The sequence below is a fragment of the Geminocystis sp. CENA526 genome, assembly GCF_050753365.1.
Classification (GTDB): Bacteria; Cyanobacteriota; Cyanobacteriia; order Cyanobacteriales; family Cyanobacteriaceae; genus Geminocystis.
On record NZ_JBLZFY010000016.1, the window covers coordinates 16,938 to 41,390 of the forward strand.

A 24,453-nucleotide genomic window follows, 5' to 3' on the forward strand; every position below is an offset into this window, starting at 1 on the left:
CGAACTTTACAATTCAAATAGTATTTTTATATATTTTCATAGTTAAACAAAATGAATAATCAACTATTATTTAAAATGCTCGAAGGGCAAAATATTGATAATAAATATTACCTCAAAAGGTTGTTAGGTTCGGGAGGTTTTGGCGGTGTCTATTTAGCGGATGAAGTAGTAAGAGATAGATTTATTCGAGAATTAGCAGTTAAATTAATTATCACCGATAACCCCGATAAACAGTTAGATGAATTGATTTTTTCTACCACTTTAAAACAGCAGAATTTACTCGATTGTTATACCTGCGGAGAATGTACATTAAATAATTTTGAATTTCTCTATTTATTAATGGAAAAAGCAGATTATAGTTTAGAAGATGAGTTGAAAAAAGGTAAATTACCAGAAGAAAAACTTAAAGAATTAGTATTAGATATAGCCAAAGGATTAGATTATTTACACCGTCAAAATCCTGTAATTGTCCATCGAGATTTGAAACCGGGTAATATTTTAAAAGTAGGGGATAAATGGAAAATCTCGGACTTTGGTTTGGTGAGAAGTGTCCAAAATAATTCTACAAAAACCACCACATTGATGGGATCAATGGGTTACGCACCTCCCGAAGCCTACGAGGGAAAAATCTCTCCAGCGTGGGATATGTGGTCATTTGGGGTGGTTATTTATGAGGCATTAACGGGGGAATTACCTTTTAATAGTGAGACTCCTTTAGCGTTAATGAAGGAAGTGGTAAATAAGGAAGTTAATGTCAGTCAAATTCCTAAGTTTTGGCAAAATATTATTGAAGGTTGTTTAAGTAAAGAAAATAAAAAACGTTTTACCATTACTAATTTACTGGAAAATTTAGAGAATAAGATTAATATAAATAATGGGCAAAAAGAAAATATATTTACACCACTAGAAATCACTGAAAATATTGTTAATTCCTCTTTAGAAGATGCTAAAACTTATTTTAATAGTGCTGAAGAATACAGAAAATTAAAACAATATGAAAAAGCTATTAATGAACAAAAAGAGAAAATATTGATACCTCCTAAACAAGAGCAATATTTCACCGAAGACTTAGGTAATGGAGTCACTCTTGATATGGTTTATATCCCCGCAGGTAGCTTTATGATGGGAGCAAATCAAGGAGAAAAAGGTGCTAGTAATGACGAATATCCACAACATCGAGTAACTTTAAATGCTTTTTATATGGCGAAATATCCCATTACTCAAGCTCAATATCAAGCGATTACGGGGAACAATCCTTCTTATTTTTCTAATGCTAAAAATGCCCCCCTTTCAAAGGGAGGTTGGCTTTCAAAGGGGCATTGGGGAAATCATCCTGTGGAAAATGTATCTTGGGATATGGCACAGGAATTTTGTCAGAAACTATCTCAAAAAACGGGGCAGAAATATCAATTACCATCGGAGGCACAGTGGGAATATGCTTGTCGGGGTGGTAGCACCACTAAATATTATTTTGGAAATAACGATAATCAACTAGGAGACTATGCTTGGTATAGTCAAAACTCAAACAATCAAACTCATGCCGTAGGGGGGAAAAAACCCAATCAATGGGGCTTATACGATATGTTAGGCAACGTTTGGGAATGGTGTGAGGATGATTATGCCGATAATTATCAAAACACACCTACCGATGGCACATCTTACATTAATTTTAGTGCGAAATACAAAAGTATGCGTGGCGGTAGTTACTACAGCTATTTGATTAACTGTCACTGTGCTTACCGTAGTAGAAGTACATGTACAGCTATTTTCGACTACGTTATCGGTTTTCGTGTTGTGTGCAATGTATCCAGTGGTACTTAATCTTTTTTCTTTTACTCTCTCTTATTCCCCCCTTTCAAAGGGGGGTTAGGGAGGATAAAACCCTTATATTCAAAGAAAAAGAGAAACGTCAACTTCAGCATGGGTTAGAGAGTTTTTTTGATAATTTTACTCATATCGATCTTTTTTAGATTTAACAACTTTAATCACATCATCATGACGTTGCCCTGAAATAATATCTTTTAAATGAATTTGTCCATTCAAATACTGAACATGAAGTCTCCAACCAGAAATTTTATCAATATCAGCCCGATAAATAGGAAATTTCTGTCCTTTGATACCTTTAATTACATGAAGTCTGGTTTTCGGAAAATTTCTTTTTTGATGACATTCATTATTTTCTAACTCTGCTAATGCTTCCAGAAAATTCATTTTTAAATTATCTGGTAAAATCTTCATTGCTTCATAGATTATGCCATATTCATCCACAAGAGGTTTAAATTGAGTCATTTTTATGCCAATACCGCCACCTTTTTATTTTCTAAGAAATCATGGTATAGTAAATCTCCTGTTTCCTGATAAACTTTGATCGAATCTGGATTTTTAACTAATCGAAATAAGGTAATAATAATTTGTTCAAAAATGGGATCTTCATCAACGGTAAAGATAAGTTTTAACTGATCATTTATCGGTAAAATATATAAAGAAGAATCGTAGTTATTAACTAACTTAAATTGTAGAGGTTGTTCTATTTTAGAATAAAATTTAACGGGATTTGATAATAGTAAACTAAAATAATTATTAATCTCATTAACAATTAATAAGCGTTCGTTATCATCAAAATAACCAATTTCTTTTTCAAAATTTTCCGTTGAATCAAAAACTAATTTCATAGCTAAAATCATTTATTTTCTTCTGAGATAGCTAATTATATAACATTTCTAATTTGAAAGAAGCGAATATATGTAATAATTAATTAAATTTAAAAGAACTTATCACTCTGGAAAAATGGCTGAATGTCCTATCTGTGCTACCCCATACTAAGAAGGCTCGATCAAAAATGGATCATGGATTTTTAGTGTGTGAGAGTGTCAATGGTTGAATATTTGATATTTTTAACAATATTCGACGATAACTTGTTTTTGATTATCTCTTAATAACTTAACTAAATCTTCAATTAAACTTCTTCTAATGGAGATATTTTTTGGTAATAATGGGTTTTGATAAAATTCGTTAATTTGTTGTCCAACTAAGAAATAAATTGAGTCTGCTTCTAAAATTTCTCTAGCTAATAAAACCGCACCATTTTTAATAGTTGGTAGTCGAGAAATATCAAATTTACACTTAGTTAAAACTTCTTTGGCTTTAGAAATTGTTAAGATTCCTTCGGTTACTAAATCCACTTCTTTAAGTTTACCAATGGGCGGTAATTCCTTACTCATCGTCATTATATCCATTTCGATCGTCTCTCCCATATAATTAGCAACAATGTTGCCCGTCGTGCCTCCACAAATAATTTTTCGCCCAGAAAAACTTAATAATTGTTCTGCATATTCCTCATCTTTGGTAACATCTAAAGGAGGTCCAGTAAAAATCATTAATGGTTTAGGTTTACGAACATATACCCCAACAAAAGTGGCATCATCTCCGATATGATCACAGTATAATTTTTTAGTTTCTTTGACAATTTGTTCTATGATCGATCGAGAATTAGAGGCTTTAGTACGAAAAATATTTTCCATAAATTGAGCGATATTTTGCCAACCCCAACCAAAATTCATCGTATTTCCTAAACCTGCATACAAAATTCCATCACTAGCCGCCCCTAAAAAATCACCCCTTTCTAATACGCCTTGACATGAGTGAATTTTTTTGTTTAAAATCTGTTCTGTTTCATGTTTTAGGGTGACAATTACTCCTTTTTTCAGTAAAAAAATAGGGGGATTATCGAAGTTAATAACGTGGAATTTATTATTAGTATGATCGATCGTAATTATGGTAAAAGTAGCATAGGCAATATTTCTCACTTGACAGATAGGCAAAGTACCGACAATGGTTTCTATTACTTCCTTTAAGGGTAAATCTGCGTCAAGCATGGTAATTAAAATTTCGGTGGTTAATGTAGCTAAAATACTCGCTTTTACTCCACTACCTAAACCATCAGAAAGCACGATCGTACTCTTATTTTTACCTTTAGTAAATTTTACTTGATCACCGCATAATTCTTCATTTTGTTTATTTAAACTATAGTAATAAATATCAAAAAAATTATCTTCATTCATAAGTAGGGGTTGCTGAAAAAGTATTTTGGTGAGGGTAGGGAAGAGGGAAAAGGGAATAGTTATGATTTTTTTAATTATGATAAATTATGTTTAAAAAAAGGTTTCAGGTTGCAGGTTTGAGGTTAAATGAAAGGGTTTTGGAGATTTAATCTTAATATTAGAGCAATTTTCATTTCTTGACACCAAACTTTGCATTCTTCTTACCGACTTTGCTACTTTGCGAGAGATAAAAAATGTGGTTAGGTTAAGGAATTTTGTTGGGTTACGCTAGGCTAACCCAACCTACAATATATCTATTAAAAGGCATTTGCACCTTTAAATTCAGCTCGATTCGCATTAGCAGATTCACCGCAGGTGCGAGGAGTGGGGAAGATTTTTTCGGGATTTGCCAAGCCTTTGGGGTTAAAACTTTTTCTTACATATTGCATGGTTTCTAAGTCGGTTTCGGTAAACATATCACTCATATAACATTTTTTATCGCTACCAATACCATGTTCTCCTGAAATACTACCTCCAACCCTCACACATAACTTGAGGATTTCACCTCCTAATTCTTCTACTTGGTGAAATGAGCCTTCAATGGCATTATTGTATAAAATCAAGGGGTGTAAGTTACCGTCTCCTGCATGGAAAACATTGGCGATGCGATAGCCATATTGTTCACCTAAAGCATTTATTTCTCCTAATACTTGGGATAATTTCGATCGAGGTACGACACCATCTTGTACAAAATAATTGGGGCTAATTTTGCCCATTGCCGCAAATGCCGCTTTTCTTCCCTTCCATAGTTTGAGGCGAGTGGGTGCATCACTAGCGGATGTAACACTCCTAGCACCGTTCGATCGACAAATAGCATCCACTTTTTGCTTATAAGTATCAACTTCCACCTGTAAACCATCTAATTCTACCAATAAAATAGCTTGAGCATCCCGTGGATAACAGTCAGTAGCAACCACATCTTCCACCGCATTAATACTAAAATTGTCCATCATCTCCATTCCAGCAGGAATAATACCAGCACGAATAATCTCAGCAACGGCGCTTCCTGCTTCTTCAATACTATTAAAATCTGCTAATACCACACATATAGCGTCAGGGGTTTTAAGGATTTTCAAAGTTATCTCCGTAGCGATGCCTAAAGTCCCCTCAGAGCCGACAAACAAGCCCGTTAGGTCAAATCCGGGGGTTTCTGGGACTTTCCCCCCTATTGTGACTATATCACCCTCGGCGGTTACGATCGTCAAGCCTAAAACATGATTGGTAGTAGTGCCATATTTCAAACAATGAACTCCTCCCGAATTTTCTGCCACATTACCTCCTATAGAGCATATTATCTGACTAGAAGGATCAGGCGCATAGTAAAAACCTGCACCACTTACAGCCTGAGTCACCCAGTTATTGATAATCCCCGGTTGCACCACAATTCTTTGATTCTCATAGTCAACATCCAAAATTTGACGCATTTTAGCAGTAACGATTAAAAGGCAATCTTCCACAGGCAACGCACCACCAGATAAACCTGTACCTGCACCTCTAGCAATCCATTTTATTTCATTTTTATTGCAAATTTTGACAATTTGGGCGACTTCTTCGGTGGTTTTGGGCAATGTAACTAAAGCTGGGCGTTGACGATATTCCGTTAAACCATCACATTCGTAGGTTAAAAGTTCGTCTTTGCGTTTAACTACTCCATTTTTACCTAAAATTGCTTCTAATTCTTTGATAATAGGTTGCCATTTGTTATCTGTAGAAATTGAAAACATGGTAAAGAAAAAATATTAGGATTTGCGCATTTTATTTTTGAAATTATAGCATGATTAGGAGGTTAGATATAAAATTTTCTGGTTTAGACATTGGGGTATTGGGGTATTAGGGTATTAGGGGAATTTAATAATTTCACAATTGTTAATTCTTTTTAATCAGTAAATTTTGGTTAGCGACTATTCTTAAACCTTTATTTTTCCAAGTTTCTTACATCGAATTTGTGTACTGTTTGAGTCTTCTAGTGGTGACATATTTCAAATTTGACATTAAGATTATTGAGACATAACTGATAAAATTTATCATGGGTTAATTCGATCGACAATTAACAGTTAAATTACTCATAATTTTTACCTACCAAATAAGTTCTAAATTTAACACAAAATTAACTAAAATATTTTCACCAGATAAGGTGTTAGGATTATCTAATATTTCTAATGTTTTATCCTCTCGATAAATCTCGACTTGACGATTTTTTCTATTAATTAACCAACCTAATTGACAACCGTTTTCTTGATATTCTTTCATCTTTTCTTGAGTATCTTTTAAGCTATCACTGGGAGACATTAATTCTATGACAAAATCAGGGCAAATATTAGCAAATTTTTCTTTTTCTTCATTAGGAATTAATTGCCATTTTTCCCAAGAAATCCAAGAAGCATCGGGCGATCGAATCGCATTATTTGGTAAGATGAAACCAGCAGAGGAATCAAAGACTATTCCTAAATTCGATCGACTATTCCATATCCATAATTGAGCTGTTATATCAGCATTACGATTACTACTCATATCTCCCACTGGTGACATAATAACTAAATCTCCTTTACTATTCTTCTCAAATTTGACGTTACGATTATTGATACATAATTGATAAAATTTATCATGGGTTAATTCGATCGATCGACAATCAATAGTTAGGTTACTCATAATTTTTTACCCTAATTGTTATTATTTAATATAGTGCATTATACTAATGTAGCACACAGAGATTGTAGGGGCAGAAAATTTTTCTGCCCAATCCCCACCAAAAAATATTAAAGATTATGCTATTTTTTTTGAGTCTTCCAACTCTTTTCGGATATTTATTTGCTCATTTTTAATAGCTTCTAACTGAGTTAATATTTCCTGTAACAATTTTTTTTGATTCATATTAAATTGTGATGTAATCACATCATTATTAGATTACTAAAAAAAGTTCGATCGAACTTGTAAAAAATTAAGAATGAGATAGTAATTGCTCAATGACTTGAGCTTCAATTTCTTCTAATGCAGGTATAATTCCCACATTTGAATCGTACAAGGTTCGATTTTTTAATTCTTTTAAATAATCGAGAATATTTTGTCTTAAAGGAGTGCGAGATTTTTCTACTATTTTGCGATAATCCCACACTTCCCAAATCACAAAACCAATAGCAACGAGAGGATTCACTAATTCAGCTGTGGTTGATAAAGCAATGGAAGCACCACTTTTTACCGCGACTTTACTACTTGCTTTAATAGCAATATTACTAAATAATTTTGCACCAATAGTTGCACTACCTAAAATGAACATTTCTGTTAAAGAATAGCTACTTAAACTTTCAACAGATAAACTAGATTGGCTATTACCAGTATCATAAATTAATGTAGCTAGGTCTCCTAAATGATTATTCCAATCTTCATCAGGTATTTTATAGTAATTTTTTATATCTGCAAACACTAAACTCATGGAATTACGATAAATTTTTCCTGTTGTTTCAATAATGTTTTTAAAATCTTTTTGTGCTGATTTATTAAGTACTAATTCCTGAAACTTGTTGTAAAAATCTTCTGTTAATCTTTTTTCTATTATTTTCTTTGAGTTCAGATTTTTTTCGTCTTCTTTTCTCAGAACTTTTAAAGGTTCATCTAATTTAAAAGCTATCCAATCAATTATACTTTTATATTCCATTAATTTTTGTTGAAAAAAACCAAAATACCAATCAAGAAATTTGTGATCCACATCAATCATTAGTTCATCCACATAATTATTTAATTCCTCCTCTGCAAATTGTTCAGTTTTATCACCAATATCTTTTATTTTTTGTACTAATAATTTATCTATTTTATTCCAATCATAATTAGAATTATTAGAAATTTTTTGTTCGTTAATAACCTTAGCATTTGCTGTTTGAACATATACAAAGCCATTAGTAAATATTAAACAAAAAGTGAGAAGTAATATTGTCAATATTTTTCCGAGTTGATTAAACATATTCTTTACCATTAAAAGATTTAAGTTGAGTTTGAATAGTGGATATAGATCGAACTATTTATAATTGCTATAGTTCGATTTTTTAGGTCATTTTTTAAGCTAAATTTGAGACGATCGAACTTTGAATTTGATCAACAATGTTCATCATTCCTGTTTGCGGATTATTCAATAAAGAATATTTAACTTCTTCTAAATAATCAATCAAATTTGCCTTTAAAATGGGCTTTTCAATTTCTGCTGTATGATTAATATCCCAAATATCCCACAAAATAATTCCGACACCGACACTAGCATCTAAAAAAGTACCTCCGATTTTTCCCGCAAGGACTCCTCCCGTTTTTGTCGCAACTTTTGCCCCAGCTTTTCCTGCTAATTTTGCCACCACTTTACTACTTACCGTTGGTACAAGTTTGACAATTAAAGGCTTGAATGCGACATAAGCACTAGCACCTGTAAAAACTTTAAAAGAAGTATTAGAAATATTGCCTTCTGTATCGTAAATAGTAATAGCAATATCGTTTAAATAATTATTCCAATCTGTTTGAGGAATTTTATATTTAACTGCAATATTATTAACATTATTTTTTACTTGATCAAGATAATATCTAACAATTTTATCGGTGATTCTTTCTATTTGCAACTGTGCAATTTGTGGGCGTAATACTCTTTTAGCAAATTCTGTTTGAAAATCCGCAGTAATTTCTTCTGCTATTTGCTCATTTACATCTTTATCTGTAAATTTTAAAAGTTTTAATGCACCGCCTTTTATGGCTGTAAAAAAGCCTTTATATTCAATAGATTTTTGATTAAAATAACCAAAATACCAATCTAAAAAATCAGGGTCTATTCTTGTGGCTAAATCATCAACCCATAACTGTAATTGTTCATCAGCATATTTGTTAGTATTTTCATAGGCTACGTTCAAACTATCTTGAATGGCAATATCAACTTTTTTCCAATCAATTTGATTTCCTTCAATGACAATTTCTCGATCGGGAGGAGGGATTACTTTATCACTATTAAAAGAGTTAGCAATAATTGCTTGTCCAATTAAGGGAATTATCACGATGATAACGACTAATGCCCATAAATAAGGAGCAAAAGATTTTAACACGGATGCGATCGAACTTAATAAATTACTCCAAGCATTGATTTTATTAGTAGAATCTGATGAAGTTTGAGTTTCTACTGCCTTAGCTTGTAAAGTATCCGTTTCTGACTTTGTTTCTAAAGTCTCGTTTTGGTTAATTTTTTCTTCAGACATAATATATTGCAAAATATAGTATTAAGATTATTGTTTGCATCACTAAGAGAAATATCTCCTATTCATTTATCAGGATGACTTGATCAATTTATGCACATTACAAAAAGAAATCTTTGTTAGTATCTTTGAAAATCATAATTTGTAGATAAGGCATAAACCAACCTTCTGAAATTGAAAACAATAATTATTTGACGCAATCTGTATTATAAGTTTTTTTTTATAAAACAATTATTAACTTTTATGACAACATTTTCATTAAGGGTTCGTAGTAATGCCTTTAGGCATTTATCCTCATGACATAATTTAGAAAAATAAATATCTTAAAAAATTCATGTTTGATAACGTATGCAAATTTTTAGCCGAAAACTATAGCGAAGACTTTGCTCAATGGTTACTAGGCTATAAAGTGACTTTAACCGAATTAAAACCCACCGAATTATCATTACAACCGATTCGAGCTGATTCTCTCATTCTCTTACAATCAGAAAACCTCGTTTTACATCTGGAATTTCAAACAGATACAGATGAAACAATGGCATTTCGGATGATCGATTATCGATTGAGGGTATATCGCCGTTATCCGCAAAAACGGATGAAACAAGTAGTAATTTACTTGCGAAAAACAAGTTCTGAATTAGCACAACAAAACAATTTCCGCTTAGAGAAAACCTACCATGAATTTGATGTAATTCGACTTTGGGAGCAACCTCCCGAATTATTTATGAATCAATTAGGTTTATTACCTTTAGCAGTGCTATCGTCGGGAGAAAATCCTAAAATGGTATTAACCCAGATAGCTCAAACCATTAAACAAGAATCTGATACAACGACAAAAAACAATCTATTAGCAATATCGAGCATTTTAGCTGGATTAGTGTTAAACGAAACAACCATCAAACAAATATTAAGGAGCGACATTATGAAAGAATCCGTAATTTATCAAGAAATACTCCGAGAAGGCAAAATTGAAGGCAAAATTGAGGGTAAACTCCAAGCAAAAATCGAAATAGCCTTAAATTTGCTCAGGAATGAAATGTCGATCGAACAAGTGGTAATGTTTACAGGTTTACCCCAAGACACCATTGAGGAGTTAGCCCAAACGTTAACAAGAGAATCATAAAAAGTAGGGTGGGCATTGCCCACCAAAAATAGGGGATTCGATCAAATTTTTTTAAAATATTTCGTAACCGAATAGATTAGGGTTAACTTCTTCTAAATTTAACTCTCCTAAGCCGTATTCTGCCCATCTTTGAGTGACTTTTTCCGCTATTTTCTCATCGGATTCTAACACTTCTCCCCATTCATGATCTGTTTCTGGATATACTTTTGTGGTAGCATCGATCGCCATTCTTCCCCCTAAACCAATTTTCTCACTGGCAAAATCAAGGGTATCAAAAGGTGTCTCAGGTAAGATAAACACATCCCTCACAGGATCAACTTTTGATGTAATTGCCCACACTACCTGACGGGGATCACGAATGTTGATTTCTTTGTCAACAACAATCACAAATTTAGTATAGGTGAATTGGGGTAAAGCACTCCAAAAAGCCATAGCCGCCCGTTTTGCCTGTCCGGGGTATGCTTTATCTATAGAGATTACGGCGGCTTTATAGCTTAATGCCTCCATCGGTAAGAAAAAATCGGTAATTTCTGATACCTGTTGACGCAAAATAGGGGTATAAATACGATTCAGTGCGATCGCCATCATGGCTTCTTCCTTTGGTGGACGACCGCTAAAAGTGGTAAGATAAATAGGGTCTTTACGATGTGTCATACAGTGGAAACGAATAAGAGGGGAATCTTCCACTCCACCATAATAACCCATGTGATCCCCAAAAGGTCCATCGGGTAATACCTCCCCAGGGGTAATTGTACCTTCTAAAACAAATTCTGAGTCGGCGGGTACTTCTAAATCAAGGGTTTTACACTTCGCTAGTTTAACTCCTTCTCCACCATATAACCCTGCAAATAACCACTCTGATAAGTCCACAGGAATAGGAGTTGCCGCCGCCAAAATGATTAAGGGATCAACCCCCAGTGCGATCGCAACTTCTAATTTTTTGCCCATTAAACTAGCCTTCCTTAGATGTCTAGCACCACCTCTCACAGATAACCAATGTACTGTCATGGTTTTATCTGATTGTAATTGTAAACGATAAACTCCTACATTGGGCGTTCCTGTTTCACAATCTTTAGTGATGACTAATCCTAAAGTGATGATTTTTCCTGCGTCTTTGGGGTAAGGACGAATTAGGGGTAAAGTGTTTAAATCTAAGTCTTTTTCTTCAATGACTACCTGTTGACAGGGAGGGAAAAAACCTTTAGTGGGTTTGGCTTTTACCACGTCAAATAATACTTTACCAAAATCGATCGCTTGGGAGATTTTTTTTGGGGGTTTTGGTTGTTGCAACATCCCTAATTTTTTGCCTAATTCTTCTAATTCTAAGGGATTTTCCATCTTCATTGCCCAACACACCCTTTCTAATGTACCCAAGAGGTTAACCGCTATAGGATAAGGAGAATTTTTCACATTTTCAAAAAGTAATCCCGCTCCTCCAGCTTGTAACATTCTATTCGCAATTTCTGCAATTTCTAAATCGGCATCAACTTCGGTTTTAATACGTTTTAATTGTCCTTTTTTTTCTAATAATTCGATAAATTGACGTAAATCTCTAGCCATGATGATAGAAAAATAATAAATAAGATAATAACGATACTTTAATAATCTTAATACTTCTTAACAACTAAATGATTTTTCTTGTCTAAAATCTCTTTATCGTTACCTCTGAAAAACTTTTTTTGATAGATTTTGAATTGAATAGCTATAATGATTGATATAGATAGTCGTAAATAATCACGATAATATATGTTATCCCCTGTATTAGTATGGCTGATAATTGGCTCTATTTTTTGTATAATGGAGTTTATTTTCCCTACAGCTTTTGTGGAATTAATGATGGGTTTAAGTGCCATTTTAGTGGCAGGATTTGCCTTATTTATTCCCTATGATAATGTACTAATTATTCTCTGGATGCTTTTTTCTGTTGGTTTAATTTTTCTGGCAAAAAAATATTTTGTCACTAAAAAACAAGAGCCTTTATTATTAGAAGAAAGTGAAGCTATCACTATTACTTCGATCGAACCGGGTAAAGTAGGTCAAGTAATGTATGAAGGTAGTTCTTGGTCAGCTATTTGTAGTGATGAAAACCTTGAAATTCCACCAGAAGAAACAGTTTATATTGTTAGTAGAAAAGGTAATATTTTATCAGTTTTACCTAAAAAATTTGTTTAATCATTTAGTAAAAAATTTAATGTTATGGAAACTTTATTAATTCTAATTTTTTTAGCAGGTTCAGCAGTTTTTGGTAGTGTAAAAATTGTCAACGAAAAAAACGAGTTTTTAGTCGAAAGGTTAGGTAGTTACAATAAAAAATTAACCCCGGGATTGAATTTTATTATGCCTTTTTTAGATAAGGTGGTTTATAAGGACACCACTAGGGATAAAATTTTGGATGTGCCTCCTCAATCTTGTATCACTAAAGACAATGTTTCGATAAGTGTCGATGCGGTGATTTATTGGCGTATTGTGGATATGGAAAAAGCCTATTACAAAATCGAAGATTTACAATCAGGCATGGAAAACCTTGTGTTAACTCAAATTAGGGCGGAAATAGGTAAGTTAGAATTAGATGAAACTTTTGTGGCTCGTGCCGAAATCAACAATGTATTACTTAGAGAATTAGATATAGCTACTGATCCTTGGGGAGTAAAAGTGTTAAGGGTAGAATTAAAAGACATAACTCCTTCTAGTGCAGTACAGCAGTCGATGGAGCAACAAATGGCAGCAGAAAGAAGAAAACGGGCTTCTATCTTAAATTCCGAAGGGGAGAGAGATTCAGCGATTAATTCCGCCCAAGGAAGGGCAGAAGCGAAAGTTTTAGAAGCCGAATCCATGAAAAAAGCGGCAATTTTAGAAGCAGAAGGCAAAAAACAACAGCAAATTCTTCAAGCCCAAGCTACAGCAGAGTCTTTAGATATTATCGTCAATCAGATTAAAAGTGATCCTAATGCCCAAAAGGCTTTACAATTTCTCTTAACTCAACAATATTTAGATATGGGTAAGGTGATTGGTAGTAGCGAAAGTAGTAAGGTTTTATTTATTGATCCTAATAATATCGTCTCTACTTTACATGGTATCGGTTCGATCGTAGATACAGAAAATCAAGACAATAAAGATAATAAATTGTCTAAAACTACGACACCTTTTGTTAACGTCATACCCAATTAAGAATTAAGAATTAAGAATTGAGAATTGAGAATTAAGAATAGTTTTAGTTGTTAATCAATAACACGCCGTGTAATAAATCGCGCAGCGTTGCGAGGCACTAAGCAATCTGACGTCTAATAGTTTCTAGTTCAATAAATTGAACTTTAAATTTTTCAATGAGTGAACATTATTCACTATTCACTATTCACTATTCACTATTCACTATTCACTATTCACTATTCACTATTCACTATTCACTATTCACTTAAAAATTACCATGGGATTCGATCGAACTTACCAGTTTTTCCATGACTTCTGTAACCGCAATAGCGCCCAACTCTCCAGACGCACGAGTGCGAATATTGAGGGTATTGTTAGCCACTTCTTCACCGCCGACAACTGCCATAACGGGGATTTTTTGCTTTTCACCGTTGCGAATCATCTTACCTAGTCTTTCGTTAGATCGATCGACCTCTGCTCGAATACCTGTGAGTTGCATTTTTTGACAAACATCTTCACAGTACCCCGAAAAATCATCGTTAACGGGCATTAAACGCACTTGAACAGGTGCTAACCAAAGAGGGAAGTCCCCTGCGTATTCTTCGATTAAAATGCCCATAAGACGCTCTAAAGAGCCGAAGGGCGCACGGTGAATCATAATGGGGCGTTGACGAGTACCATCGGGGGCGGTATATTCGAGATCAAAACGCTCAGGCAAGTTATAATCAACCTGTACTGTACCTAATTGCCACTCTCTTTCTAAGGCATCTTGAAAGATAAAGTCTAATTTTGGTCCATAAAATGCCGCTTCTCCTTCCGCTTCAAAGTATTCCATGTCAAGGTGTTGCACGGCTTTACGGATAGCGTTTTGAGCTTTTTCCCACACTTCATCACCGCCAATATATTTGTCAGAATTGGGATCACGGAAACTCAAACGGGCTTTAAAATTCTTCAGTTGTAAACTCTTGAACACTGATAAAATAAGTTCAACGACGCTGAAAAATTCTGATTCTAATTGCTCAGGAGTTACAAACAAATGGGAATCATCAACGGTAAAGCCTCTTACTCTGGTTAAACCTCCTAACTCCCCTGATTGTTCATAGCGATACACTGTACCAAATTCCGCTAAACGCATGGGTAACTCACGGTACGATCGTAACTCACTTTTATAGATTTGGATGTGAAAAGGACAATTCATGGGTTTTAAGACAAAACCGATTTCTTTTTCTGCTTCCTCGGCGTTGTCTGCCATCATGGGAAACATATCTTCTTTATAGTTTTGCCAGTGTCCAGAAATCTTAAATAAATCCACTCTACCGATGTGAGGACTCACGACAGGAAGATAACCGCGCTTAACCTGCTCTTTTTTCAAGAAATCTTCCAAAGTCGATCGAATTAAAGTGCCTTTTGGTGTCCAAAGTGGCAAACCTGGACCTACGGGATCAGCGAAAATAAATAAGCCTAATTCTTTACCTAGTTTACGATGATCTCTTTTTAAGGCTTCTTCCTTACGTCTTTTATACTCTGTTAATTGTTCGGGGTTTTCCCATGCTGTGCCGTATAATCGCTGTAACTGCTTATTATTAGAGTCGCCACGCCAGTAAGCTCCTGCAACACTTTCCAGTTCGATGGCTTTCGGGTTTAAATCGGCGGTGGATTCCACATGAGGACCGGCACATAAATCCCACCATTCTTCCGCTAAATGGTATATGGTGATAGTATCGTCCTTAATACTGTCTAAAATCTCTAGTTTATAGGGTTCGTTAATACTTTTGATCCTATTTTGGGCTTCTTCCCGACTCACCACTTCCCTAATTACAGGCAATTTACGGTTAATAATTTTAATCATTTCTTTTTTAATTGCCTTCAAATCCTTTTCTGCTAAGGGTTCGGCTAAATCAAAGTCATAATAAAAACCGTTTTCCGTCCAAGGTCCGATCGTCACCTGTGCATTAGGGTATAATTTTTGTACTGCCATCGCCATGACATGGGAAGTGGTATGACGAATTTTCTTTAATTGTTCAGATTCACTGGTGCGGGGTAATTTGATCGTTTCTGTTGTCATAGGATTTAATATATTTTTATCTCTCGCAAAGGCGCAAAGGCACAAAGTTTATTACTTTATTTTACCGTGAAGGGAAGATAAAGAGCATAACCTGAGTGAACTATAAAATGATGAAGATAAGAGGAAAGAGGGAAAGGGAGAAAGATTTATTTCTAATTAATTCAATTATATACCAGTTAAATGGGTCTTAGCTTACTTATAAACTGATCGAGATCGAGCAATACGATAACTTAGGAAGATAACAGGAATAATGCCTACTAAAATAATCGCTAAAGCAGGGGCAGAGGCTTCAATTAATCTTTCATCGGAAGCGTATTGATATACCCTGACGGCTAAAGTATCAAAGTTGAAAGGGCGCATCACTAGGGTAGCGGGTAATTCTTTCATCACGTCCACAAAAACCAGCATTAAGGCTGTTAAAATGCCTCCTCCAAGGAGGGGTAAATGAATTTTAAACAGGGTAGAAAATGCTCCATAACCGAGGCTACGAGAGGCATCGTCAAGGTTAGGTTTGATTTTGGCTAGGCTAGATTCGATCGTATTGAAAGATACTGCTAAAAATCGCACAAGGTAGGCATAAACTAAAGCCACGATCGTACCACTGAGTAACAAGCCTGTGGAAATGTTAAAATTATTGTACATCCATTCATCAAGGCTATTGTCGAAAATACCGAGGGGGATAAGGATACCAACGGCAATAACCGAACCTGGGATAGCGTAACCCATAGAAGAAATGCGCACAGAAATATTTAAAATGGTATTGGGTATCAATCTTTGTCCATAAGCCATAAATAAACCAATAATAATAGCCACGACACCACTAATTACGGACAAGATAAGACTATTTTGGGTTAAAGTCCAAAAAGTATCGTTAAGGGTTTCTTCTCGATTACGAATCGTTAAATCTAATAAGTAGATAGTAGGAATGACAAAACCAAGCAAAACAGGGAGGGAGCAACTACTAAAAGCCAAAATACTGCGCCACCAATTTAACTGAAAACGGGGTATTTGTTGATTGATGCTATTAGTTTGATAGTAACGGGCATTGGATCTCGATCGACGTTCCAGAAAGATTAAAATGAGGATAAATACCATCAAAAAAGAAGCTAATTGCGCGGCGGCAACTCTTTCTCCCATGCCAAACCAAATACGATAAATACCAGTGGTAAAGGTACTCACACCAAAATACTGTACTGTACCAAAATCGTTTAAAGTTTCCATCAAAGCTAAGGCTAAACCAGCCACAATGGAAGGACGAGCTAAAGGTAAAGCTACTTTGAAAAAACTCTGCCAAGGATTATAACCTAACGATCGACTCGCTTCCACAGTACAAGTGGATTGTTCTAAAAAAGCAACCCTTGCTAAAAGATAAACGTAGGGATATAAAACTAATACTAACAATACGATCGCCCCTGTGATATTACGAATTGAGGGAAACCAATAGTCATCAATACTTTCCCAACCAAAAATACTTCTTAACCAGATTTGAACAGGACCAAAGTACTCTAACATACTGGTATAACTATAAGCCAAAATATAAGCAGGGGCTGCCAAGGGCATTAATAACAACCATTCAAAAATACTTGCTCCCACAAAATCACACATGGTAACTAACCACGCACAACTAACCCCAATAAGAAGAACACCTATACTAACTCCTATCATTAAAACGAGGGAATTAACAATATAATCTTTCAGTACAGTATCCTGTAGATGTTGCCAAATTTCTTGACGATCGGCAAAAATACTACTGACAACCGTTAAAATCGGGAGGGAAATTAACAGCGCGATCGAAGCCAAAGAAATATACCAAAGATAAGTAGGTAATTGATTTAACCAAGATTGTGAGAGTGAGGAAGTTTTCATAAAAGAGGAAAGTAATGAGGAATTAAGAATTAAGAATTAAGAATTAAGAATTAAGAATTAAGAATTAAAAATTGAGAATTGAGAAAGGCAAAAGGCAATAGTAAAAAGGAATGTAGGGGTTTAATATATTAAACCCAACCTCATCAAAAAACAATAATTATTTCCTCCTCCTCTACCTGTCCACCTGTCCACCTGTCCACCTAAAATTTCTCGCCTATACCAAAGTGGATACGACTATCACCTTCATCATTGATAGCATAATCGATACGAATAGGACCGACAGGAGATTGCACTCTTACCCCTAAACCATAACCAAAACCATCACCACTTAAGCCTCTGACTTCGGCAGGTTTACCAATGACTGCACCCTGTGAGCCAATATTTGTACCATAGTCAAAAAATAAAGTACCACCTAAGAAAGAAACAATGGGAAAACGATATTCTGCTGTCGCTTGGAAGTACGATCGACCGTTGCCCAAATCACCCTCTCCGTAACCTCTAACAGAGTTACTACCACCGATAACAAAGGCTTCGTAGGGGGGTAAATCCCCTAATACTGTACCTGCTTGAACGTTGAAAGCTAAGGCTTGAGGACCTTCCATAAAATCAAAATTGAGCAATTTCACAGGCACATAATGGCTATAATTAGCTCGGATGCGATTATATAAAATAGATGTTAGAGGTACAGTTTGTTCCATCCCCAACAGTAATAGACTACCACTGGTAGGACGTAAAGGGTTATCTCTGGTATCTTGGGAAGCATTTAACCGCACACTAATTAAATCATCCACACCACTGGCATTAAAAGCTAGTTTTTGATTACCAAAGGCTTGTCCCGATCGAGGTGCTATATCTCCATCAGCATCTTGTACTTCAATGTTTTGATATTGAATCCCCGTACTAATAACCCACTCTGCTGGAGAAAACACATCTTCACTCAAAGGACGAGAAAAAGAAATCCCCGCCCCCGTGCGCACTACCCTAGGGCTATCATTACGACGCTCTGTACGGATGGTTTCAGTATCTGTACCATCATAAACCAAAGAGATCGATCGACGACGGAAAAGGTTAGCACTGTAAGAAGTACGATAAGGATCACCTGCAATCCAAGGGTCTTGAAAATTCAAATCAAATAGTAATTCTCTTTCCCCTAATTGAAACTCTACCCCTAGAGTTTGGTTATTACCGCCAAAATTACGTTCTTGATAACTAACTGTACCAAATAAACCACTGGTAGAACTAATACCAGCACCTGCACCTAAAGAACCGCTTTTGCCTTCTACTATATCAACATTCATGACCACTTCGGATGGGTCTTCTCCGGGGCTAAAGGAAAGTTTTACATCTTCAAAAATACCTAAACCGAATACCCTTTGTAAGTCTTGTTGAGCAGTACGGCGGTTAAACACATCCCCCGGTTTTAGTTTCATTTCCCTAGTGACGATGAAATCTCTGGTTTTACCGTTAACTTCTTCTTCCTCATCATTAAAAAATCTGACTTGAATATTCTCTAATTGTCCTTCGGCAATAATGAGGGTAACGATTCCATTTGGACTAATTTGAGGTGCGCCCACTACTTGGGCTAAATCATAGCCATTATCGGTGTACCATTTGTTTAACTCTGCAATACCTTCTTGTAAATCTCGTAAATTCAATATTCTCCCATACTGTTCATCAAAGGCTTTATCAATCACTTCTTGGGGTAGTAAAGAACTTTGTCCGTTGCTTTTTGCAGGGAGGGTTTCTATTTCAATGCGATTTAAAACAGGGTTTGGCTGAACTTCATAAGTGATTCTTACCCCTAATTGAGTATCTTCGGGAGTCACTCTCACGTTACTAAAATATCCCGTTGCATAAATAGCGTTAATGTCTTCTTGTAATCTCGATCGAGTCGTGGTACGTCCGGGATTAGTCCTTACGGTATTATAGACTAAATCTTTCAATTCTCCATCTACCCCCGACACTAGGACTTCCGACACCAAAACTCTAGCTTCTTCGGAGGTTGCTTCGGGATTGGATTGAGTAAATAAAGAAGTGGATTTGAAAAAAGGTTCAGTTTGAGCAATTAAATCTGGAGATTTTGCAGAGTTTGGAGGAGGGGGAGAACTTGGGGAGTCTGGTTTTTCTGAGATGTCTGGAAATAAGACTGGTATAGGGATAGAGGTATATAAAGGGTTCGGTTGTGGTGATAAAGCAACGGTATTTTCTGAGGATTCTTCTGCACTCGATACAGGAATAGGAATGGAGGCACTAATGGTTTCTGATTCTGCCATTGCCTTGAGAGGAGAAGTCAATCCGACACTGGATAAGAGGGTGAAAATTAGAGTATTTCGCCAAAATAGCTTATTCTCTTGGTTAAGTTTCGATTCACGCCCTATAACTTTCTCTAATGGTAATTTTAAAGAAAATTTACGCTGATTATCGGTTAAAGAACTAGATTTTTTGTTGTTTTTCACTGCCACACACCACATTTAATTGCAATTATTGTTTTTAAATATACTAATTATTTTTCAGTTTTTCAATTTGAGTTAACACTCTTTTTTGTACTTGCTGATATGCTGACTCTACTTTACCTAAATCTCGGCGAAAGCGATCCTTATCCAAGACTCTTTTTTCTGTGTCTTGTTCCAATACATCCCATAAACGACAAGTATCGGGACTAATTTCGTCCGCTAAAAGGATTGTTCCTTCTTGATCTAAACCAAATTCTAGTTTAAAATCCACTAACGTAATATCACAACTTGCGAAAAATTCTATCAGATATTGATTAATTTTCAGGGCTTTTTCTTTCAGCAGAGATATTTGTTCAGGGGTAGCTATATTCAATAATGTTAATCGATCGATTGTCAAGAGGGGATCGCCCAAGTCATCGTTTTTCAAGTAAAATTCTACGAGGGGAAAAGCTAATTTTTGTCCTTCGGGTAAACCTGTCTGTTTGCACAAACTTCCTGCTGCAATATTTCTCACTACCACTTCTAAGGGGATAATTTCCACTGCTTTAACGAGCATTTCTCTTTCTGACTTTTGATCCAAAAAATGAGTTTTGATGCCCTTATTGCCCAATAATTCCAGTAATGCGGACGATATTGTACAGTTGATACTCCCTTTATTTTCGATCGAACCTTTTTTCTGAGCATTAAAGGCGGTAGCGTCATCTTTAAAATAAGTTAAGTATTCTCGATCGTTTTCAGTAGCATAAACTATTTTAGCTTTTCCTTCATATAATTTTTTACCTGTGGACATAATCAAAAGTTATTCTCAAAAATTTTAAATTTAGATATTATATCAAGTATCGTCTCCGTCAAGACTTAGCACAAGGAAGAAAATGTCCATAAGAACAAGGATACAAAGGAGGTTCATATCTAAGGAAAACGATAAAAAGCAAGTGTTTTTTCAACGGGTAAAGAGTTACGAGGTTTACTTACCTCCTGATTATAGTTTCGATCGAGACGAACTTTATGAGTGAACTACCCACACTGAACTGACGTTACAGTGTTGGCTTCCTGCCCAGAAACTAGCGTAGTAGTAGATTTCTTGCGTCCTCCCTTACCCCGACTTACAGTTTGACGACAGGCTTTATCCCCCGTTCCAGAGGTCTGTAAAATTCGTAGTCCTTCATCTCGGATATTAATTGCTGCGTTTATATCTCTATCATGTTTAGTGCCACACTTTACGCAACTCCAGTATCTTACATTTAGGGGTAAGCTGTCTATTTTGTTTAAGCACACATGACAAGTTTTAGAGCTAGGGAAAAATCTATCTACTTCAATGTAAACTTTTCCTTCCTGCTCCGCTTTATATTTAAGCATAGTGCAAAATTGTCCCCAACCTACTTGTTGAACTGCTTTAGCTAGACAATGATTTTGCATCATGCCCTTAACATTCAGATTCTCTACTGCAATAACTTGGTTTTCGTTTACCATCCTACGAGATAGCTTGTGTAGAAAATCCTCACGACAATTAGTGATTTTTTTATGAACTCTAGCAACTTTTAACCTCGCCTTATTACGGTTATTAGACCCTTTTTGTTTACGAGATAATTGTTGCTGTTTTCTTTTTAAGTTTTTCTCATGTTTATTCAGTATCTTGGGGTTATCAAATTTAGAGCCATCACTGGTAATAGCAAAATGAGTCAAGCCTAAGTCAATTCCAACTGCTTTACCTTCAGAGGATAAAGTCGGTTTATCTTTACCATCCTCAATCAAAACAGAAGCATAGTATTGATCACAGCAGTTTTTAGTAATAGTTACCGTTTTAATTTTACCCTCAATAGGACGATGAATTTTAGCATAAATCAATCCTATTTTGGGAACATTAAGACAGTCATCTTTAATACTGACATTGCTAGGATACTGCAATGATTGCTTACCCTGTTTTTTCTTAAAATTAGGATACTTTGCTCGTTTCTCAAAGAAATTATTAAAAGCTACTCCCAGATTTAAACAAACTTGTTGCAAACATTGAGAGTAGGTTTCAGATAGCCAAGCAGTTTCTTCCTGTTTCTTTAACTCAGGAATTAACTTCTTGACATCATAGCCTGATAAACCTTTTCCTGTTTTTTTGTAAGTCTCATTCATTAAATTCAAAAAATAATTCCAAAGCCACCTACAACTACCAAAGGCTTTTGCCAATGCTAGTTTTTGAGACGAGTCTGGGTAAATTCTGATTTTAACTACTTTCAACATTACTTTAGAGTAAACTTGATTTGCTATAATTTAGTTTAACATTAATTTGAGGATTTGTGCAACAATCTAGGATGGCAATTCACTTGTGGTGAGCGTAGTCGAATCATCTCACACTGATTTTATGAGTGTTTTTTGTGTGGAACAATACAGTGTGAGGCTTTTTGCCGAAGAAGCTAAAACTATTTATTGCTAAATTTAACCCGTTTATACAAATCTGCTAAACTAATTTCTACCTCAACGGATTCTAAGGTTAACACATCCTGTTGACTGACTAATTCTGTCAATAACCATTGATGTTTACCTACTTTGCGATACAATTCCACCCGATAATCTTCTTGAGAGATCAAAATATACTCTTTCAATTCAGGTATAGTGCGATAAAAAGCAAATTTTTGATTCTTGTCAAATCCTTCTGTTGAATTAGATAAAATTTCGGCAATTAAACAAGGATTCGTTACTGCGGTTTGTTTTTCGTTAGTAAAGCAAGGCTCACCTTTAATTACCATAACATCAGGATAAAAATAATTATCACCATGAGGGGGTAATAACTTCATATCACTAACAAAAATCTCGTAACTTTGCCCATTGATTTCTAGGGGTAATAGACGGGTGAAATTAACAGCCAAACGATTATGATTAGCAGAAGCACCCGCCATTTTAACAATTTCTCCTTCTATAAATTCGTTTTTTTCTTCGCTGATTTCTTCTTGTGCAAGATATTCTTCAACGGTGATGGGAAATACGATCGAACTTACCATTTTCAACCTCAACTTTCTGGTATCTTAACTATACTTAGCAATATTGTAATTTTTTATGAGTCTTTCTTAACTTTTACCCATTGCCCATTGCCCATTGCTATATCTAATCCGTTTCGTCTAAATGTTCAGCCACCGATCGATATAATTCTAAAACATGATGGTCTAAAAGACGATAAAAAACCTTTCTCCCTCTTTTTTGATAGGCAACCAAACGCATGACTTTTAAAGTCCTTAATTGGTGAGACACTGCCGATTCACTCATGTCTAAAGTAGCCGCTAAATCACAAACACACAATTCTTGTTGTGCTAATACCGATAAAATTCTTAAACGGTTAGAATCTCCTAATAAACTAAAAAACTCCGCCATTTTTTGCGCCTTATCGTTACTTAAAATTTGTGACTTAAAAGTCTCGATTAATTCTATTTCGACACTGTGAGGCTTACAAGGAATTAATTTTGTTTTGTCTTCTAAAGATTTAACGGAATAGGAAAGATTCATATTTATAGGTAGTGCTGAAAAAATTTTTCTGACGAAGGTGGAGTATCTACGCTCGATAACCACAAAGAATAGTAAACAGTTTTGGAGTTATTATAATAATATGCAGTATTTGTAAATTTATATTTTGTACTTAGTTTTTAACTAAAAATGGTTAAAACTGCGAACTTTTTTATTTATTAATGTATTATGTTGAAAAGAGCTATTGTTTTATTATCAGGAGGTTTAGATTCCGCTACCAGTGCCGCCATTGCTATTGATGCAGGATACGAGACGAGAGCGCTATCCTTTCGTTATGGGCAAAAACACGCCAAAGAATTGGACATCGCCCAAAAATTAGCTCCCAAATTAGGCATTAAAGAACATTATATCATTGATGTTAACCTTTCTCTTTGGGGAGGCTCTTCCCTCACAGATAACAGTTTATCTATTCCCCAAGATGGAGTAAAACCCGATGAAATTCCTTCTACTTATGTACCGGGTAGAAATACTGTATTTATTTCGATCGCACTTTCTTTAGCGGAAGCTACCCAAGCAGAAGCTATTTATTTAGGTATCAACGCCATCGATTATTCTGGTTATCCTGATTGTCGCCCTGAATATTTACAGGCTTTTCAACAATTAGCAAATCTATCCTCAAAAGTCGGTATTGAAGGAAAAGCACCCCAATTAATCGCTCCTTTAGTAACCTTGTCGAAAGTGGAAATTGTGAAAACTGCTATGGCTTTGAATGTACCGATCGATGAAACTTGGTCGTGCTATCAAGGAGGAGAAACCCCCTGCGGTGTCTGTGATTCTTGTCGTATTCGGGATGATGCTTTACTCAAAGCAGGTTATAAACTGGGAAGTATCTAAGTTTACCGATTAAGAGAGGGAATGAATAATGAGTAATGAGTAATGAGGAATGAGTAACGTAGGGGTTTAATATATTAAACCCCACCCCATCAGAAAACTATAAATATTTGTCAATTCTACCTGTCTCTTAATTCCTAATTCC

20 protein-coding genes are annotated in these 24,453 nt (G+C 35.2%); 5 read left to right on the forward strand and 15 right to left on the reverse strand.

Going from position 1 to position 24,453, the window contains the following annotated elements; translation table 11 throughout:
* The first annotated feature begins 51 nt into the window (after positions 1-51).
* Positions 52-1,821, forward strand: a complete 1,770-nt coding sequence (locus ACN4EE_RS06815) for a bifunctional serine/threonine-protein kinase/formylglycine-generating enzyme family protein (RefSeq protein WP_431705662.1) — start codon at positions 52-54, stop codon at positions 1,819-1,821.
* A gap of 126 nt (positions 1,822-1,947) precedes the next feature.
* On the opposite strand, the gene ACN4EE_RS06820 is transcribed toward ACN4EE_RS06815, so the two are convergent.
* From ACN4EE_RS06820 to ACN4EE_RS06850, 7 genes are all read right to left on the reverse strand, one after another.
* A complete protein-coding gene (locus ACN4EE_RS06820) occupies positions 1,948-2,289 on the reverse strand; it encodes a hypothetical protein (RefSeq protein WP_431705663.1) in 342 nt (113 codons plus the stop codon).
* A 2-nt stretch (positions 2,290-2,291) separates the two neighbouring features.
* On the reverse strand, positions 2,292-2,672 hold the full coding sequence (locus tag ACN4EE_RS06825) for a hypothetical protein (protein ID WP_431705664.1): 381 nt from the start codon (positions 2,670-2,672) through the stop codon (positions 2,292-2,294).
* Positions 2,673-2,894: 222 nt separating this feature from the next.
* Positions 2,895-4,061 (reverse strand): SpoIIE family protein phosphatase, encoded by a 1,167-nt coding sequence (locus ACN4EE_RS06830; RefSeq protein ID WP_431705665.1) that lies wholly within the window; start codon positions 4,059-4,061, stop codon positions 2,895-2,897.
* Positions 4,062-4,357: 296 nt separating this feature from the next.
* Positions 4,358-5,824: a glycolate oxidase subunit GlcD gene (gene glcD / locus ACN4EE_RS06835; RefSeq protein ID WP_431705666.1), complete on the reverse strand. Its 1,467-nt coding sequence runs from the start codon at positions 5,822-5,824 to the stop codon at positions 4,358-4,360.
* 352 nt (positions 5,825-6,176) lie between these two features.
* Complete coding sequence (locus ACN4EE_RS06840; protein ID WP_431705667.1) at positions 6,177-6,749, reverse strand: Uma2 family endonuclease; 573 nt, start codon at positions 6,747-6,749, stop codon at positions 6,177-6,179.
* Between the two features lie 289 nt (positions 6,750-7,038).
* Positions 7,039-8,055 (reverse strand): hypothetical protein, encoded by a 1,017-nt coding sequence (locus ACN4EE_RS06845; protein ID WP_431705668.1) that lies wholly within the window; start codon positions 8,053-8,055, stop codon positions 7,039-7,041.
* Positions 8,056-8,149: 94 nt separating this feature from the next.
* Positions 8,150-9,319, reverse strand: coding sequence for a hypothetical protein (locus tag ACN4EE_RS06850; RefSeq protein ID WP_431705669.1), 1,170 nt, complete (start codon positions 9,317-9,319; stop codon positions 8,150-8,152).
* A 331-nt stretch (positions 9,320-9,650) separates the two neighbouring features.
* On the opposite strand from ACN4EE_RS06850, the gene ACN4EE_RS06855 reads away from it, so the two are divergent.
* Positions 9,651-10,439, forward strand: coding sequence for an Rpn family recombination-promoting nuclease/putative transposase (locus ACN4EE_RS06855; RefSeq protein ID WP_431705670.1), 789 nt, complete (start codon positions 9,651-9,653; stop codon positions 10,437-10,439).
* A gap of 51 nt (positions 10,440-10,490) precedes the next feature.
* Here the strand turns inward: ACN4EE_RS06855 and ACN4EE_RS06860 are convergent, their stop codons facing one another.
* Positions 10,491-11,999 carry a UbiD family decarboxylase gene (locus ACN4EE_RS06860; protein WP_431705671.1) on the reverse strand — a complete coding sequence of 503 codons (1,509 nt, stop codon included), beginning with the start codon at positions 11,997-11,999 and terminating at the stop codon, positions 10,491-10,493.
* A 186-nt stretch (positions 12,000-12,185) separates the two neighbouring features.
* On the opposite strand from ACN4EE_RS06860, the gene ACN4EE_RS06865 reads away from it, so the two are divergent.
* Both ACN4EE_RS06865 and ACN4EE_RS06870 read left to right on the forward strand, forming a co-directional pair.
* The gene (locus ACN4EE_RS06865) at positions 12,186-12,611 is read left to right on the forward strand and encodes an NfeD family protein (RefSeq protein WP_431705672.1); all 426 of its coding nucleotides are present in this window, start codon (positions 12,186-12,188) and stop codon (positions 12,609-12,611) included.
* 24 nt (positions 12,612-12,635) lie between these two features.
* On the forward strand, positions 12,636-13,607 hold the full coding sequence (locus ACN4EE_RS06870; protein ID WP_431705673.1) for an SPFH domain-containing protein: 972 nt from the start codon (positions 12,636-12,638) through the stop codon (positions 13,605-13,607).
* Positions 13,608-13,851: 244 nt separating this feature from the next.
* On the opposite strand, the gene thrS is transcribed toward ACN4EE_RS06870, so the two are convergent.
* From thrS to ACN4EE_RS06905, 7 genes are all read right to left on the reverse strand, one after another.
* Positions 13,852-15,651 (reverse strand): threonine--tRNA ligase, encoded by a 1,800-nt coding sequence (gene thrS, locus ACN4EE_RS06875; protein ID WP_431705674.1) that lies wholly within the window; start codon positions 15,649-15,651, stop codon positions 13,852-13,854.
* Positions 15,652-15,843: 192 nt separating this feature from the next.
* Positions 15,844-17,517 carry an ABC transporter permease gene (locus ACN4EE_RS06880; RefSeq protein WP_431705675.1) on the reverse strand — a complete coding sequence of 558 codons (1,674 nt, stop codon included), beginning with the start codon at positions 17,515-17,517 and terminating at the stop codon, positions 15,844-15,846.
* Between the two features lie 200 nt (positions 17,518-17,717).
* Positions 17,718-19,979, reverse strand: a complete 2,262-nt coding sequence (locus tag ACN4EE_RS06885) for a BamA/TamA family outer membrane protein (RefSeq protein ID WP_431705676.1) — start codon at positions 19,977-19,979, stop codon at positions 17,718-17,720.
* Positions 19,980-20,016: 37 nt separating this feature from the next.
* The gene (gene purC, locus ACN4EE_RS06890) at positions 20,017-20,760 is read right to left on the reverse strand and encodes a phosphoribosylaminoimidazolesuccinocarboxamide synthase (RefSeq protein ID WP_431705677.1); all 744 of its coding nucleotides are present in this window, start codon (positions 20,758-20,760) and stop codon (positions 20,017-20,019) included.
* A 224-nt stretch (positions 20,761-20,984) separates the two neighbouring features.
* Positions 20,985-22,202 (reverse strand): RNA-guided endonuclease InsQ/TnpB family protein, encoded by a 1,218-nt coding sequence (locus ACN4EE_RS06895; RefSeq protein WP_431705678.1) that lies wholly within the window; start codon positions 22,200-22,202, stop codon positions 20,985-20,987.
* Positions 22,203-22,381: 179 nt separating this feature from the next.
* Complete coding sequence (locus tag ACN4EE_RS06900; protein ID WP_431705679.1) at positions 22,382-22,960, reverse strand: Uma2 family endonuclease; 579 nt, start codon at positions 22,958-22,960, stop codon at positions 22,382-22,384.
* Positions 22,961-23,063: 103 nt separating this feature from the next.
* Positions 23,064-23,459 carry an ArsR/SmtB family transcription factor gene (locus tag ACN4EE_RS06905; protein ID WP_431705680.1) on the reverse strand — a complete coding sequence of 132 codons (396 nt, stop codon included), beginning with the start codon at positions 23,457-23,459 and terminating at the stop codon, positions 23,064-23,066.
* Positions 23,460-23,645: 186 nt separating this feature from the next.
* On the opposite strand from ACN4EE_RS06905, the gene queC reads away from it, so the two are divergent.
* Positions 23,646-24,311, forward strand: coding sequence for a 7-cyano-7-deazaguanine synthase QueC (gene queC / locus ACN4EE_RS06910; protein WP_431705681.1), 666 nt, complete (start codon positions 23,646-23,648; stop codon positions 24,309-24,311).
* Positions 24,312-24,453 lie beyond the last annotated feature (142 nt).

Coding starts and splice junctions, on each gene's coding strand:
- ACN4EE_RS06815 (WP_431705662.1), top strand. CDS start 52: ATGAATAATCAACTATTATTTAAAATGCTCGAAGGGCAAAATATTGAT.
- ACN4EE_RS06820 (WP_431705663.1), bottom strand. CDS start 2,289: ATGACTCAATTTAAACCTCTTGTGGATGAATATGGCATAATCTATGAA.
- ACN4EE_RS06825 (WP_431705664.1), bottom strand. CDS start 2,672: ATGAAATTAGTTTTTGATTCAACGGAAAATTTTGAAAAAGAAATTGGT.
- ACN4EE_RS06830 (WP_431705665.1), bottom strand. CDS start 4,061: ATGAATGAAGATAATTTTTTTGATATTTATTACTATAGTTTAAATAAA.
- glcD (WP_431705666.1), bottom strand. CDS start 5,824: ATGTTTTCAATTTCTACAGATAACAAATGGCAACCTATTATCAAAGAA.
- ACN4EE_RS06840 (WP_431705667.1), bottom strand. CDS start 6,749: ATGAGTAACCTAACTATTGATTGTCGATCGATCGAATTAACCCATGAT.
- ACN4EE_RS06845 (WP_431705668.1), bottom strand. CDS start 8,055: ATGTTTAATCAACTCGGAAAAATATTGACAATATTACTTCTCACTTTT.
- ACN4EE_RS06850 (WP_431705669.1), bottom strand. CDS start 9,319: ATGTCTGAAGAAAAAATTAACCAAAACGAGACTTTAGAAACAAAGTCA.
- ACN4EE_RS06855 (WP_431705670.1), top strand. CDS start 9,651: ATGTTTGATAACGTATGCAAATTTTTAGCCGAAAACTATAGCGAAGAC.
- ACN4EE_RS06860 (WP_431705671.1), bottom strand. CDS start 11,999: ATGGCTAGAGATTTACGTCAATTTATCGAATTATTAGAAAAAAAAGGA.
- ACN4EE_RS06865 (WP_431705672.1), top strand. CDS start 12,186: ATGTTATCCCCTGTATTAGTATGGCTGATAATTGGCTCTATTTTTTGT.
- ACN4EE_RS06870 (WP_431705673.1), top strand. CDS start 12,636: ATGGAAACTTTATTAATTCTAATTTTTTTAGCAGGTTCAGCAGTTTTT.
- thrS (WP_431705674.1), bottom strand. CDS start 15,651: ATGACAACAGAAACGATCAAATTACCCCGCACCAGTGAATCTGAACAA.
- ACN4EE_RS06880 (WP_431705675.1), bottom strand. CDS start 17,517: ATGAAAACTTCCTCACTCTCACAATCTTGGTTAAATCAATTACCTACT.
- purC (WP_431705677.1), bottom strand. CDS start 20,760: ATGTCCACAGGTAAAAAATTATATGAAGGAAAAGCTAAAATAGTTTAT.
- ACN4EE_RS06895 (WP_431705678.1), bottom strand. CDS start 22,202: ATGTTGAAAGTAGTTAAAATCAGAATTTACCCAGACTCGTCTCAAAAA.
- ACN4EE_RS06900 (WP_431705679.1), bottom strand. CDS start 22,960: ATGGTAAGTTCGATCGTATTTCCCATCACCGTTGAAGAATATCTTGCA.
- ACN4EE_RS06905 (WP_431705680.1), bottom strand. CDS start 23,459: ATGAATCTTTCCTATTCCGTTAAATCTTTAGAAGACAAAACAAAATTA.
- queC (WP_431705681.1), top strand. CDS start 23,646: ATGTTGAAAAGAGCTATTGTTTTATTATCAGGAGGTTTAGATTCCGCT.